Origin of the sequence: Actinomadura rayongensis, from assembly GCF_009831215.1 — a bacterium.
GTDB classification, from domain to species: Bacteria; Actinomycetota; Actinomycetes; order Streptosporangiales; family Streptosporangiaceae; genus Spirillospora; species Spirillospora rayongensis.
On record NZ_WUTW01000008.1, the window covers coordinates 58,535 to 72,294 of the forward strand.

A 13,760-nucleotide genomic window follows, 5' to 3' on the forward strand; every position below is an offset into this window, starting at 1 on the left:
GCAGCCGTGACCGGGCCGTCCGCCACCGGAACGCGACAACCGGGCATGATCGGCGCGGTCCGCTCAATTGATCTCGCGCCGGTTCAGCCGGACCAGACCGGCCGCGAGCGGGACCACGAGCCACACCGCGAGCGCCGTCGCGAGCCGTGCCCACTCGCCGGAGGTGACGCCGACGTCGCTCAGCGGCTCGGTCGCCCGGTTCAGGTCGATCCAGCCGAGCGGGCCGCGCAGCCGGTGGACGGTCTGGGTGAGCGTCGTCAGCGCGACGGGCAGCACGAAGTTCAGCGTGATCGCGAGCGGGGTGTTCATCAGCAGCATCCCGAACGCCATCCCGGTGAGGACGTTGGCGACGGCGAGGAACGCGGCCGTCCCGACGACGAACAGCGGCAGGTGCCAGGAGCCCTCGGACCGGCCGGCGAGCCCGCCGGCGCCGCGTCCCGCGACGGCCGTGCCGAGCGTGACCGGCAGGGACGCCAGCCCGAGCACCGCCCCGGCGAGGAGCTTGGCGACGGCGACCCGCCACCGGACGGGCACGAGCGCGAACGTCGTCAGCGCCGTCCGCTGCGACCACTCGGCGGTCACCGCGAGGATCCCGACGACGGGCAGCAGGAGCTGCGGGCCGAGCTGCGCGATGGAGAACATGTCCTGGAGGCCCTGGTCGCGGCCGGGCGAGGTGGCGATGACGATCGGCACGGCGACGACGCCGGTCAGCGCGACGAGCACGAGCAGCCAGCGGCCCGCGCGCGTGTCGGTCATCTTGCGGAGTTCGACGCCGGTGAGCCGGGCCAGGGACGGCCGGGGCGGCGCGACGGCGGGGGAGGCGGCGAGGGCGGTCATGCGACGGGCTCCCGGTCGGCGGTGAGGGACAGGAACAGGTCTTCCAGGCCGTCCCCGGCGGGCCGCAGCTCCACCAGGACGGCCCCGGCCGCCGCGGCGGCGCGGCCCACCCGCGCCGCGTCGGCGGCGACGGTGAACGCGCCGGACGCGTCCGGCGTCGCGGGCAGCCCGGCGGCGGCCAGCGCGGCGCCGAGGGCCGCCGGGTCGAGGCCGCGCACGAACGTCCCGGTGCGGCCGGCCAGCAGGTCGGCGGCGGTGCCCTGCGCGACGACGCGGCCCCGCGCGACGACGACGAACCGGTCCGCGACCGCCTCGACCTCCCGCAGCAGGTGCGAGGACAGCAGCACCGTGCCGCCCTTGTCGGCGAACCCGCGCAGCAGCGTCCGCATCCAGCGGATGCCCTCGGGGTCCAGGCCGTTGGCGGGCTCGTCCAGGATCAGGACGGACGGGTCGCCGAGCAGCGCCTGCGCGATCCCGAGCCGCTGCCGCATCCCGAGCGAGTACGCCCGGACGGGCCGCCGCGCGGCCTTGCCCGCGAGGCCCACCATGTCGAGCATCGCGTCCGCGCGCCGGGGCGGGACGCCGATGAGCCGGGCGGTGAGGGCGAGCGTCTCGCGTCCGGTCCGGCCGCCGTGCTGGGCGGACGGGTCGAGCAGCGCGCCGACGTGCCGGGCCGGGTTGGCGATCTTCCGGTACTCGGTGCCCGCGACGGTCGCGGTCCCGGTCGTCGGCGGCGTCATCCCGCAGATCATCCGCATGGTCGTGGACTTTCCGGCGCCGTTCGGGCCGAGGAACCCGGTGACGGTGCCGGGCGCGCACGCGAACGTCATCCCGTGGACGGCCGTGACGTCCCCGTACCGCTTGCTGAGGCCGGTCACTTCGATCATGTGCTCCAGCCTCGCCGGGACGCCCGGCCCGCGGCATCGCCCGAAGGTCGGCGGCGCCGGGCCGAAAGTAGCGTCCGGGCCGAACCGGAGTGGCGCGCGGAGCGTCCACAGTCCCGTACCCGCCGCGATCATGGAAGGCTGCTCCCGTGCCCCTGCCCCCGCCCGACGCCGTCTGGTCCGAGGCCGCCGCGATGGCCGTCCTCGCCGCCGCCGTTCCCGAGCTGTCCCACGCGGGATTCGACGTGCGGCCGGACGGGCTGCGGCTGCGCGACACCGGGGACGGCTGGTGGGCGATCACGCGGATCGCGGGCGGGCGCGCGGTCCTGTACGGCAGCGGGCGGGCGGCCTTCCACACGCCGCCCGTGGACGTCCTCGCCGGAGGACCGGACTGGCTCCCGTGGGACCTGCTCACCGGGCTCCTGGACGAGGATTCCGGGCTGGGCTTCGTCCGGTGGTGGGACGGCACATCCTGGTCCCACGCGCCGCTCCCGGAGCGTTTCGCGGACAGCGTCGCCTACATGGACGGCACCACCGAGGACCTCTACTTCGACCTGGCCGACGTGGACGACCCCGGTACGGCCCTGGAAGCCCTGCTGAAGGCCGCGCGGGCCGGGACCGTGGACCGGGCCGTCATCGCGCCGTTGGCGGACGCACCGGACATCTCGGCCGCCCTCGCCGTCGCCGCCCGGACGGGCGTGGCCCCCGGCTCGGCGCGTCCGGAGATCCCGGCGGGGACGGGCGAGCCGCCGGGCCGCCGCGTCCCGCTCGCCGATCCCGCCCAGGCCGGCGGCGTGATCGCACTCGCGATGCGCGACGCGGCCGAACGCGAGCGGCCCGCGCCCGCGCCGGGCCCGAAGCTGGACGCGGTCGTCGCGCGGGCGCGTGACGGCGCGATCACGGCCGCGTACGTCGGCCACGAGCGGCGCGGGTTCACCTACGCCGCCGCGTCCGGCGGCTGGCTCGACCCCGAGCTGTCCGACCTGCTGACGGCCTGGCGGGAGGCCGAGGCCGATCCCGAGCGGGGCCGCTGGACGCACGCCCGGGTCTGGGTCGCGGGCGACGCCGTCACGGTCGAGCGCGTCTACGACCACCTTCCGGCGTGGTGGGAGAACGACCACCTGCACGAGGCGCAGATCGACGCCCTGCGCGCCGAGATCGCCGGCCGCGCCCCCGACTGGCGACCGTCCTGGACGGGCCTGCTCGACGCGGACCTGCTGCGCACCGGCGTGCCGCCCGAAATGTGCTGGCGCCCCCGCGCGGCGCCGGACGCCGCGACCCTGCTGCGCACCGGCGGGCTGCGGACGGCGCCGCGCGAGGTCTGGGAGGCCGTGCGCTCCGAGGCGGTCGCGCTGGCCCGCGCCGACGCGGCGGACCTGGCCGCGCTCGTCGCGGCGGAGCCCGCCGGGCCCCGTCCGGACGGCGAGCGGACCCGGTGGCTGTGGCTCCGCATGCTCGCCGACGCCGGGGCCGTGCTCCCCGCCGCCTGGTTCGCGACGGTCGGCGCGCGCTGCCCGGAACCGGCGCTGCGGCGGCTGCTGGAGCGGGCCGCGCTCGCGCCCGGCGCGTCGGCCGCCGACGTGCCGCGCGACGTCGCCCGCACCGCCGAGCCCGAGCCCGGCCGCGACCCGGGCTGGGGCGCCGGGACGGACTTCGCCGCGTTCCGCCTGGACGCCGAAAGCTTCCGGACGGTGTTCTCCCTGCGTCTCGGCCGGTTCCTCCGGGAGATCGGGACGTACGCCAACGTCGACTACACGACCGTCCTGGACCGGATCCAGACGGCGCCGGACCCGGTCCCCGCCCTGTTGCGCGCCCGGATCGACGCCGCGCGCGAGCGGGCGGCGCGCGGCGGCCTGCCCGCCCTGGACGACGGCCTCGCCGAACTCGCGCCCGCCGCCTCCGCGGGCCTCCCCGACGTCGCCGACGGCCGCACGGTCACCGACCCCGTGGACGCCCTGGCCGCCGCGCTGCGCACCGGTCTGCCCGCCGAGCTGACCTTCCCGTTCGGACGGCCCGTGCCCGTCCGGGCGACCCACCCGGTGATGGTCGTCCAGCACGGCGACCGGCTGACCGTCACCGACGACTACCTGCGCCGCGCCCGCGTCTACGGCCCGGACGGCGAACTGCTCGCCGAGTCCGTCCCCGTGCCGTCTTTGTTCCCCGACCGGAGGCCCCCGGCGCGGTACGACGGCCCGCTGTTCTGGCACGACGGGACGGCCCTGCGCGCGTCCTCCTACGACCGGGCGGCGGGCGCGTGGCGCACGCTGCGCGTCGACGGCCTCACCGACGACCGCGACGCGCTGCTCACCCGCGACCCGGACACCGCCGCCCTCGGCCCCGAACCGGCGGCGACCGCCGAGGTGACGTTCCCCGGCGCCGACCGGCCCACGACCGTGCGCGCCGGGGACGGGTGGCTGAGCCTGCACGCCCCGGACGGCACCGCGACCGTCCGGGTGCCGTTCGGGATCGTCCAGGCCGTCGCGCGGGACGGGGCGCCCGTCCCGCCGCCCGGCTGGTGGCCGCATCTGCGCCCGGTGGACCCGGCCGGGTCGGCCGCGCTGCGCCGGGTCGGCCCCGCCGCCGCGCGGGAGCTGGCCGAGGCGGCCCTGATCGGCCCGCTGGAGGCCGCGCGGCGGCTGGACGCCCTGCTGCCCGAGATCACCGATCCGGGCCTGCGGACGGCCGTCCTGGACCAGGCCGCGCTGGCGGCGCGCTGCCTGCGCCGGAGCGCCGCGCTGGGCCTGCCGGGCGTCCCGGACCTGCTGGCGCCCGCGCCCGGCCTGCCCGTCCGCCGGTTCACCGGGATCGTCGCGGGCGGACGCGCGCTGGCGGACGCCCTGGAGAACGCGATGCGAAGCGAGCCGGGACGCGTCCACGTCACCGACCTCCCCGACCTCGACCGCCGTCCGCTGCCGTTCCTGCGGCTCGGCGCGCTGGCGCTCGGCACCGTCTGGCCGTGGGTCACGCCGTACGCGCGCTTCCGCGATCTGGACGAGCTGCGCGCGTGGGCGTCGACCCCGCTCGGCGACGGCACCGGCCGATGGTCGGAAGTGCGGCTCACGGGACCCGGCGACGGTCACAGTGACGGACACGGCGGCGAGGTGTGGCGCCTGCCGGACTCGGCGCTGGTCATCCTGCGCGGCGACCGGCCCGCCGGCGCGCTCCGCTTCACGCCGGACGGCGAGTTCACCGACACCGTCCCGCCGGGCTGGGAGTGGAACGCCTGGCTGCGCCACGGCTGGGGCTCCCCGGAGGCCGTCGCCGCCCTCGGCCGCCTGCTCGCCGAACGCGGCCCGCTGCCGCCCGACCCGGCCTGGGCGCTGGAGCTGGCCGACCGCGCCGGGATGACCCGCGCGGACGCCGCGCACGCCTGCTTCGGCGAACCCGGCGACGTCCCGCCCGAGATCGCCGATTTCGGCCGCCCGACGCTCCGGGCCGGCGTCCGGACCCGGCTGCGCGAGCTGATGATGCCCGCCGACCCGGCCGTCCTGTGGACCGAAGGACCCGACCTGGAGCGCGCCGCCGCCTGGTTCGCCGCGCGCGGCTAGCCGGGCTCGACGCCCCGCACCAGCAGCGCGACCTGGACGCGGTTGTTCAGCTCCAGCTTGGCGAGGATGCGCGACACGTGCGCCTTGACCGTCGCGACGCTCAGCGACAGCTCCCGCGCGATCTCGCCGTTGGTGCGGCCGAGCCCGACCAGGTCGGCGACGGCCCGCTCGCCGTCGGTGAGCCGGCCGAGCAGCGCCGTCGCGCGGTCGCGGCGCGGGTCGGCGCCGGTGTCGGCGACGTAGGTCATCATGCGGCGCAGCACGTCCGGCGACAGCATCGGCTCCCCGGCGGCGACGCGGCGGACGGCCTGGAGGATCTCCTCCGGCGGCGTGTCCTTCAGCAGGAACCCGCCCGCGCCCGCGCGCAGCGCCCCGACGATGTGGTCGTCGGTGTCGAACGTGGTCAGGATGATGATCTCCGGCGGCTCGGCGCGGGACCGCAGCCGCTCGGTCGCGGCGAGCCCGTCCAGCCGGGGCATCCGGATGTCCATGAGGACGACGTCGGGCCGGTGCCGGTTGACGGCCGGGATGACCTCGGCGCCGTCCCCGACGCTGTCCACGACCGTCATGTCCCCGGCGCCGGACAGGATCATCGAGAGCCCCGTCCGCACGAGGGCGTCGTCGTCCACGATGAGCACGCGGAGGGGAGTGTCCACGCGATCACCCTAAGGGTCCGGCCGGGCCCGCGCGGCCCGGCCGGACACCGGGTTCAGAGCTTGGCGCCCGTCACGGACTTCCCGAGCGCGCTGCCCGCCAGCCAGTCCTGCCAGGACTTGGCCCACGGCGTCGGCCCGTTGCCGAACCGCAGTTTGCGGGTCGTTCCGCTGATCTGGATGATGTCGCCCCGGTTGGTGAAGTTGTAGAACCACTTCGCGTCGGTCGGGGACGCGTTCACGCACCCGTGGCTGACGTTCGCGTTGCCCTGCGAGCCGACCGACCACGGCGCGGCGTGGACGAACGTCCCGCTGTAGGTGAGGCGGACGTTCCAGTCGGTCGGCGTCCGGTACGCGCCGGGGTCGCCGGTGGTGGCCGAGTCCATGACCATGTGCGGCGTCTTCTCCTGCGCGATCATCGTGCCGGAGTAGCTGTCGTCGCCGGGCTTGCCGAGGCTCACCTTCATCGTCCGGACGGTCGAGCCGCCCGACGTCACGACGGCCTCGTGCGCGTTGGCGTCCACCTTGGTGATGTGCCGGGGGCCGACGGTGAAGGTCAGCGTCCGGTCCTTCGTGCCGTACACGCCGTCGGCGATCTTCAGCCCGGCCAGGTGCGCGACGATCCGGACCTTCTGGCCGCTCGGCCAGTACGTCCGGGGCCGGAAGTCGACCTCCCGGTCGCTGATCCAGCTCCACGCGCCCTCCACGGGCGTGGACATCCGGACCTCCAGCGACCGCTCGACCGCCGCGCGCGCCTCCTTCGTCGCCACCGAGCGCGACAGCAGGAGCTGCACCGGCATCCCGACGCCGACCGTCTCGCCGTCCAGCGGCGACATGCCGCTCTCCAGCTTCTTCGCCGGCTTCAGCGTCGTGAACGTGGACGTCGCCGTGACGGGCTTGCCGCCCGCGTCGCCCTTGGCCGTCACGGTGTAGGTGGTGGACGGCTTGAGCCCCCACGTCGTCCGCCACGTCTTCCCGTCGGCGGCGAGCGTCCCGGCCGCTCTGCCGCCCTTGGCGTCGGTGACGGTCACCTCGGTGAGCCGTCCCGCCTTCGCCTGGACGGTCACCGGCTGGTCCGGTTGGACCTGCTGCGTCCCGTTCGCCGGGGTGATCGCGGGCGGCGGCGCCTCGGCGGCCTTCACCGCGCCGCCGCTCGTCCCGCCGCCGTCCCCCGACGAGCACCCGGCGGCTCCCAGCACGACCGCTGCGGCGATGACCGCGCCCGCCGTGACCGCCTGACCCCTCTGCACGCTTGCCTCCTCGCGGATCCCGCCCACGGGGATTCCCCCGCCCGCCAGGGTATGCGGCGAACGGGGGAGCGCGTCCCCGGGTCGGGGAACCGGGATCAGGCGCGCGGCGCCTCGGCGGCCGCCGCCGCGTCGAGGAGGAACAGCGTGCGGTGCCGTCCGCGCGCCCCGGCGGCGGGCGCCTCGGCCGGGTCCGCGCCCGACAGCGACCGGCCGACGGCTTCGGCCTTGCCCGCGCCCGCCGCGAGCACCCACACCTCGCGCGCGGCCCGCAGCACCGGGAACGTCAGCGAGATCCGGGTCGGCGGCGGCTTGGGGGAGTCGCGGACGGCCGTGGCGACGCCCTCGTCGCGCAGCGCCTCGTTTCCGGGGAACAGGGACGCCACGTGCGCGTCCGGGCCGATCCCGAGCAGCAGCACGTCGAACGACGGCACGAGGCCGTCGCTCCCGCGCAGTTCGGCCGCGTACCGGGCCGCCGCCTTGTCGACGTCGTCGCCGTCCGGGCCGTCGGTCGCGGGCATCGGGTGGACGCGCGCCGGATCCAGCGGGACGTGGTCCAGCAGCGCCGCCCGCGCGCCCGTCTCGTTGCGCTCGGGGTCGCCGGACGGCAGGAACCGCTCGTCGCCCCACCACACGTCCAGCCGTCCCCAGTCGATCGCGTCGCGGGCGGGGGAGCGCTCCAAAGCCGCGAGCACGGACGTCCCGACGCCGCCGCCGGTGAGCACCACCGACGCCGAGCCCCGCGTGGCCTGCGCGTCGGTGAGGGCCGCCACCAGCCGTGCCGCGACCGCCGCCGCGAGCACGTCCGCGTCCGGATGGACGACTACTTCAACTTCGGTCACGCCTCGTCCGCCTTCTTGGTGCTGCGGGGCGTCGCGCGCTTGCCCGGACGCTCGGACTGGGCGCGGGCGGCCTCCTCGGTGCGGCCGATCGGCGGCGTCTTGGTCTCGGCGGCGGCCGACAGGTCCTTGGCGAACCGCTCGGCGGCCTCCTGGTACGGCTCGTCGGGGTCGAGCCGCCGCAGCTCCTCGGCCAGCAGGTCCGACATCGGGCGCCGCAGCAGCGACACCCGCCGGTCCGGCTGGCCGGGACGGGCGAGCGTGGCGACGCGGCCGTCCGGACGGGACACCACGAGGTCCCCGCCGGTCGTCGTCAGCGTCACGCCGGTGATGCCCGGGCCGTCGGACACCTCGCGCAGGATGTCCACGCCGAGCCGCACCGACAGCCACGACGCCAGCAGCTCCGCGCTCGGGCTGTCCGGCTCGGCCGACACCGAGCCGCCGGTGACGGGGTCGTGGTCCTGGTCGAGGATCGAGGCGAGCAGCGTCCGCCACGTCGTGATGCGCGTCCAGGAGAAGTCGGTGTCGCCCGGCCGGTAGCCCTCGGCGAGCCGCGCGAGCGTGCCGAGCCGGTCGCGCGCCGCGTAGGCGTCGGTGACGCGCCGCGACGCGAGCCGGCCGAGCGGGTCCAGCGCGGGCGCCTTCGGCACCTTGCCGCCCGGCCACCACGTCACGACCGGCGTGTCCGGCATGAGCAGCGGCACGACGACCGAGTCGGCGTGCTCGGCGAGCGGCCCGTACATGCGCAGCAGGACGGTCTCGCCCGGCCCGGTCTCGCCCATGCGGATCTCGGCGTCCAGCCGCGACGAGCTGCCGCGCGCGTCGCGGGAGATGACGGTCAGGACCCGGCAGGGGTGCTCGCGCGCCGCCTCGGTCGCCGCCCGCACCGCGTCGTACTGCGCCGACTCGTCGGTGACGATGATCAGCGTCAGCACCATCCCGACGGCGGGGCCGCCCATGAGGTGCCGGGCCTGGGTCAGCGCGTCCTGGATCGCCCGGGTCGTCGTCCCGGTGAGGTCGATGTTCATTCTTAGAGTCGCCTCCAAGCGCGCCCGTCGCGCGCCATCAGTTCGTCGGCGCTGTCGGGGCCGTAGCCCCCGGAACGGTACTGGTCGACGTGCCCGCGCCCGGCCCAGAACTCGGTGATCGGGTCGAGGATCTGCCAGGACAGCTCGACCTCCTCCTGCCGGGGGAACAGCGGGGGGTCGCCGATGAGGACGTCCAGCAGCAGCCGCTCGTACGCCTCCGGCGAGGACTCGGTGAACGACTCCCCGTAGGCGAAGTCCATGTTCACGTCCCTTATCTCCATGGACGTGCCCGGCACCTTGGACCCGAACCGGACGGTGATGCCCTCGTCCGGCTGGACGCGCATCACCAGCGCGTTCTGCCCCAGCTCCTCGGTGTCGGTGTGCGAGAACGGCTGGTGCGGGGCCTTCTGGAACACCATCGCGACCTCGGTCACGCGGCGGCTGAGGCGCTTGCCCGTCCGCAGGTAGAACGGGACGCCCGCCCACCGCCGGTTCTCGATCTCCAGCTTGACCGCCGCGTAGGTCTCGGTGCGCGACGACGCGGGGATCCCGTCCTCCTCCAGGTACCCCTTGACGTTGCGCCCGCCCTGCCAGCCCGCCGCGTACTGCCCGCGCGCCGTGCTGAGCGCGAGGTCGCCGGGGACGCGCACCGAGGACAGGATCTTCGCCTTCTCCGCGCGGACGGCCTCGGCGCTGAACGACGTCGGCTCCTCCATCGCCGTCAGCGCGAGCAGTTGCAGCAGGTGGTTCTGGATGACGTCGCGCGCCGCGCCGATCCCGTCGTAGTAGCCCGCGCGCCCGCCGATGCCGATGTCCTCGGCCATCGTGATCTGCACGTGGTCGACGAACCCGCGGTTCCAGATCGGCTCGAACATCGTGTTCGCGAACCGCAGCGCGAGGATGTTCTGGACGGTCTCCTTGCCGAGGTAGTGGTCGATCCGGAAGATCGACTCCTCGGGGAACACCCGGTGGACGGTCGCGTTCAGCTCCTGCGCGCTCGCCAGGTCGTGCCCGAACGGCTTCTCGATCACGACCCGGCGGAACCCGCCCGAGCCGTCGCTGTTGGCGAGGCCGCTGTTGCGGAGCTGCTCGACGACCTCGGGGAAGAACTTCGGCGGGATCGACAGGTAGAACGCGTAGTTGCCGCCCGTGCCGCGGCTCTCGTCCAGCTCCTTCACGGCCATCGACAGCGCCTCGAACGCGCCCGGGTCGCCGAACTCGCCGGGGACGAAGTGCATCCCCTCGGCCAGGTGCTCCCAGACGTCCTCGCGGAACGGCGTCCGGGCGTGCTGCTTGACGGCCTCGTAGGCGATCTGGCGGAAGTCCTGGTGGTCCCAGTCGCGCCGCGCGAACCCCACCAGCGAGAAGCCCGGGGGGAGGAGGCCGCGGTTGGACAGGTCGTAGATGGCCGGGAGGAGCTTCTTGCGCGACAGGTCCCCGGTGACCCCGAAGAGGACCAGCACGCTCGGCCCCGCGACCCGGGGCAGCCGTTTGTCCCGGGGATCCCGGAGCGGATTGGGTGTGGTGGTCACGTGGGCGCCCCCTCTTCTCGCACTCTTGGCCCTAGGCGTGGGCGTCTCGCGCCCACTCTTGCAACTTCGCCGTCCTCGCGCCCGCCCGCCGGAACGGTCGGCCGCGAGCGCCGGCCCGCCCGGACCGGGACCACGCCCCTCTCGGGTCGATCCTTCCCGATGGCCGGGCAACGGCAATCCCAACCCCGTGTCACGGGGCGGACAGCGGGTCGGCGGCCTACCCGCCGTGACCCCGCGTACACCGGGCGCCGTTTCACGACCCGCTTCACGACAGCGCCACGGCGGCGGCGCGGGCCGCGGCGGCGAGCCGTCCGGCCCCGGCCACCGGGTCGCGCAGGTGCAGGTGGACGACCGGGAGCCCCCGCTGCCGCAGCGCGCGCGCCTCCGCGACGCCCCGCGTGAACTGCAGCGTCGCCAGGCTGTACGGACGGCCGGGGACCGCCGGGTCGCCGAGCGGGTCGCCCGCGGGCGCCTCGCCGGTGACGACGAGGAACGCGCCCGTCCCCGGACCCTCCTGGTGGACGGCCCCGGTCGCGTGCAGGTAGCCCGGCCCCGGCCCGTAGGCGACGGGACGCCGCGCCCCGCGCGCCAGCGACGGCGCCAGGTACCGGCCGGAGAACTCGCCGGACAGATAGCTCGCCACGGCGAGGTACCCGGTGCCGGGCACGCGGTCCAGCAGCGCGGTGAGCACCGACTCCAGGTCCGAGCCGCCGCGCCAGGCCAGGTCGGTGTGGATCTCGATGTCGCCGTCCACCGCCACCGGCCGCCCGATGATGGGCCGCCCGCCGGCCGCCTCCTGGAGCATCGTCGCGGCCTGGTCCTCGGCGTCCTGCGCGGACGCGCCGCCCGCCTCGAACGGGTTCACGCCGAGCAGCCAGCCCGTGATGGCCGTCGCGTACTCCCAGACGAGGAACTGCGCGCCCACGGGACCCCACACCGAGGTGTCGTCGTCCTCGCCCGCCGCGCCCGCCGGGTTGATCGCGACGGCGTGCAGGTCGGGGTAGGCGCGCGGCACGCCGGGCGGCTCGAACGTCACGATGCCCCGGCCGCGCTTGCCCGTCCCGACCGCGAGCAGCTGCGCGATCCACGCGGTGAGCGGGCCCGGGCCGCCGCGCTCGCGCAGCAGCAGCTTGTCGCGGGCGAGGCCCTCGGGCCCCTGCTGGGCGCAGCCGCCGAGGATCGCGCCGAGCAGCAGGCCCGGGTTGTCCTCGGTGCGCGACAGGGACGGCACGACGTCGGCGGCCTCGTCCAGCAGCGTCGCCGCGTCCGCCCCGGCCAGCACCGCCGGGACGAGCCCGTACGCCGACAGCGCGCCGAAGTGCCCCGGCAGGTACGGGTCGGTGAGCCCGATGCGGTAGCCGCACTGCCGCGCGAAGCCGTGCAGCGGGCTGCCGTGGTCGGTGACGACGAGGAACCGCGCCGCGATCTCCTTCTCCGACAGACCTTGCTCGCGGAACGCGGCGGTCAGGATGCGCCGGTAGGCGTCGCCCTCCAGCGAGACGCCCGACTTGCTGGCGAGGACGACGAGCGTCCGGTCCAGCCGCTCCAGCGTGAAGCCGAGCCCGGCGGTGTCGCCGCCGTCCAGCACGGTCAGCTCGCCGCCGGCCCCGGGCGGGCGCGCCGCGACGATCGCCTGCGCGGCGAGCGCCTCGGCCCCGACCGCGATGAGCACCACATGGTCGAGCCCGGACGCGCGGGCGTCGGCGACGAGACCCTCCACCTGCGCCAGCAGGCCGCGCGACGCCGACGGCAGGTCGAGCCAGCCGAGCCTGCTGTGGTCGACCGCGCGCCGCCCCCACAGCCGCGGGTCCTTGGCGGCGAGCGAACCGGGCACGCCGCAGCTCACCAGGTAGTCGCGCGCCTTCAGGGCGGCGTGCAGCACGTCGCCGCGCGTCAGTACGTCGAATCCGGGCACCGTTCCTCCTGCCCCCATCGTTCCAGGAGAGAAGCGGCATCCGCGACCCAGTGCGCGATCTTCTGGAAACAGGGCGTAGGGCCCGTGGGCGCGGGCCCGCGGGGACGCCGAAGGCGGGACGGCCGCATCCGACCGTCCCGCCTCCGACCGAACGTCAGGCGGCGGGTCCCGCCTGCTTCTTCAGCTCGCCCTCGACCGTGCCGAGGAGCTGCTTCCAGGACGCCTCGAACTTCTCGACGCCCTCCTCCTCCAGCACCCGGACCACGTCGTCGTAGTCGACGCCGGCGTCCTTCAGCGCGGCCATGTGCGCCCGCGCGTCGTCGTAGGCGCCGGTGACCGCGTCCCCGGCGGGGTCGCCGTGGTCGGCCTCGGCGTCCAGCGTCGCCTCCGGCATCGTGTTCACGGTGTCGGGCGCGATGAGCTGGTCCACGTACAGCGTGTCCGGAAGGTTCGGGTCCTTCACGCCGGTGGACGCCCACAGCGGGCGCTGCGGACGCGCCCCCGCGTCCCGGAGCGCCGTCCAGCGGTCCGACCCGAACTTCTCCTCGTACAGCGCGTACGCCAGCCGGGCGTTCGCCACGCCCGCCTTGGAGCGCAGCGCCGCCGCCTCCGGCGACCCGATCTTGTCCAGGCGCTTGTCGATCTCGGTGTCGACGCGGCTGACGAAGAACGACGCCACCGACGCGATCGTCGACAGGTCGTGCCCGTTCGCCTTCGCCTGCTCCAGCCCGGCGAAGAACGCGTCGATCACCCCGGCGTAGCGCTCCAGCGAGAAGATCAGCGTCACGTTCACGCTGATGCCCTCGGCCAGCGCCGCCGTGATCGCGGGCAGCCCCGCCTCGGTCGCCGGGATCTTGATGAACAGGTTGGGCCGGTCGACCATCCACCACAGCGCGCGCGCCTCGGCGACCGTCCGCTCGGCCTCGTGCGCCAGCCGGGGGTCGACCTCCAGCGACACGCGGCCGTCCAGCCCGCCGGTGCTGTCGTACACCGGACGCAGCACGTCGCAGCCCCACCGGATGTCGTAGGCGGTGATGGCCCGGACGGCCTCCTCCACGTCCACGCCCCGCACCGCGAGGTCGCGGACCTGGCCGTCGTAGGCCGACCCCTGCGACAGGGCCTTGGCGAAGATGGTGGGGTTGGAGGTCACGCCCACCACGTGCTTGTCCTTGACCAGTTCTTCCAGGTTGCCCGTCCGCAGGCGTTCCCGGCTGATGTCGTCCAGCCAGATGGACACGCCCTGGTCGGAGAGCCTCTTCAACGTCTCGCTCATCGCT

Annotated in this window: 10 protein-coding genes; 1 reads left to right on the forward strand and 9 read right to left on the reverse strand. The window is 75.5% G+C overall.

Going from position 1 to position 13,760, the window contains the following annotated elements; all coding sequences use genetic code 11:
- Positions 1 to 63 precede the first annotated feature (63 nt).
- The gene (locus GQ466_RS26700; RefSeq protein WP_161105811.1) at positions 64 to 837 is read right to left on the reverse strand and encodes an ABC transporter permease; all 774 of its coding nucleotides are present in this window, start codon (positions 835 to 837) and stop codon (positions 64 to 66) included.
- The gene (locus GQ466_RS26705; protein ID WP_161105812.1) at positions 834 to 1,724 is read right to left on the reverse strand and encodes an ATP-binding cassette domain-containing protein; all 891 of its coding nucleotides are present in this window, start codon (positions 1,722 to 1,724) and stop codon (positions 834 to 836) included. The genes GQ466_RS26700 and GQ466_RS26705 overlap by 4 nt, the downstream gene beginning before the upstream one ends.
- A gap of 146 nt (positions 1,725 to 1,870) precedes the next feature.
- Here GQ466_RS26705 and GQ466_RS26710 point away from each other — a divergent pair, with 146 nt between their 5' ends.
- A complete protein-coding gene (locus GQ466_RS26710; RefSeq protein ID WP_161105813.1) occupies positions 1,871 to 5,269 on the forward strand; it encodes a hypothetical protein in 3,399 nt (1,132 codons plus the stop codon).
- Here the strand turns inward: GQ466_RS26710 and GQ466_RS26715 are convergent.
- From GQ466_RS26715 to tal, 7 genes are all read right to left on the reverse strand, one after another.
- Complete coding sequence (locus GQ466_RS26715; protein ID WP_161105814.1) at positions 5,266 to 5,925, reverse strand: response regulator; 660 nt, start codon at positions 5,923 to 5,925, stop codon at positions 5,266 to 5,268. The genes GQ466_RS26710 and GQ466_RS26715 overlap by 4 nt on opposite strands.
- A gap of 53 nt (positions 5,926 to 5,978) precedes the next feature.
- Positions 5,979 to 7,172: an Ig-like domain-containing protein gene (locus GQ466_RS26720; RefSeq protein ID WP_161105815.1), complete on the reverse strand. Its 1,194-nt coding sequence runs from the start codon at positions 7,170 to 7,172 to the stop codon at positions 5,979 to 5,981.
- A gap of 95 nt (positions 7,173 to 7,267) precedes the next feature.
- On the reverse strand, positions 7,268 to 8,011 hold the full coding sequence (gene pgl, locus GQ466_RS26725; RefSeq protein WP_161105816.1) for a 6-phosphogluconolactonase: 744 nt from the start codon (positions 8,009 to 8,011) through the stop codon (positions 7,268 to 7,270).
- On the reverse strand, positions 8,008 to 9,036 hold the full coding sequence (locus tag GQ466_RS26730; protein WP_161105817.1) for a glucose-6-phosphate dehydrogenase assembly protein OpcA: 1,029 nt from the start codon (positions 9,034 to 9,036) through the stop codon (positions 8,008 to 8,010). Before GQ466_RS26730 ends, pgl begins: the two co-directional genes overlap by 4 nt.
- Positions 9,037 to 9,038: 2 nt before the next feature.
- Positions 9,039 to 10,568 carry a glucose-6-phosphate dehydrogenase gene (zwf, locus tag GQ466_RS26735; protein WP_161105818.1) on the reverse strand — a complete coding sequence of 510 codons (1,530 nt, stop codon included), beginning with the start codon at positions 10,566 to 10,568 and terminating at the stop codon, positions 9,039 to 9,041.
- A 265-nt stretch (positions 10,569 to 10,833) separates the two neighbouring features.
- Positions 10,834 to 12,483, reverse strand: coding sequence for a phosphoheptose isomerase (locus GQ466_RS26740; protein ID WP_161105819.1), 1,650 nt, complete (start codon positions 12,481 to 12,483; stop codon positions 10,834 to 10,836).
- 154 nt (positions 12,484 to 12,637) lie between these two features.
- Complete coding sequence (gene tal, locus GQ466_RS26745; protein WP_161105820.1) at positions 12,638 to 13,756, reverse strand: transaldolase; 1,119 nt, start codon at positions 13,754 to 13,756, stop codon at positions 12,638 to 12,640.
- Positions 13,757 to 13,760 lie beyond the last annotated feature (4 nt).

Excerpts from the sequence above, each read along its gene's own strand:
- tal (WP_161105820.1), bottom strand. The coding sequence starts at position 13,756 with ATGAGCGAGACGTTGAAGAGGCTCTCCGACCAGGGCGTGTCCATCTGG.
- GQ466_RS26705 (WP_161105812.1), bottom strand. The coding sequence starts at position 1,724 with ATGATCGAAGTGACCGGCCTCAGCAAGCGGTACGGGGACGTCACGGCC.
- GQ466_RS26700 (WP_161105811.1), bottom strand. The coding sequence starts at position 837 with ATGACCGCCCTCGCCGCCTCCCCCGCCGTCGCGCCGCCCCGGCCGTCC.
- GQ466_RS26730 (WP_161105817.1), bottom strand. The coding sequence starts at position 9,036 with ATGAACATCGACCTCACCGGGACGACGACCCGGGCGATCCAGGACGCG.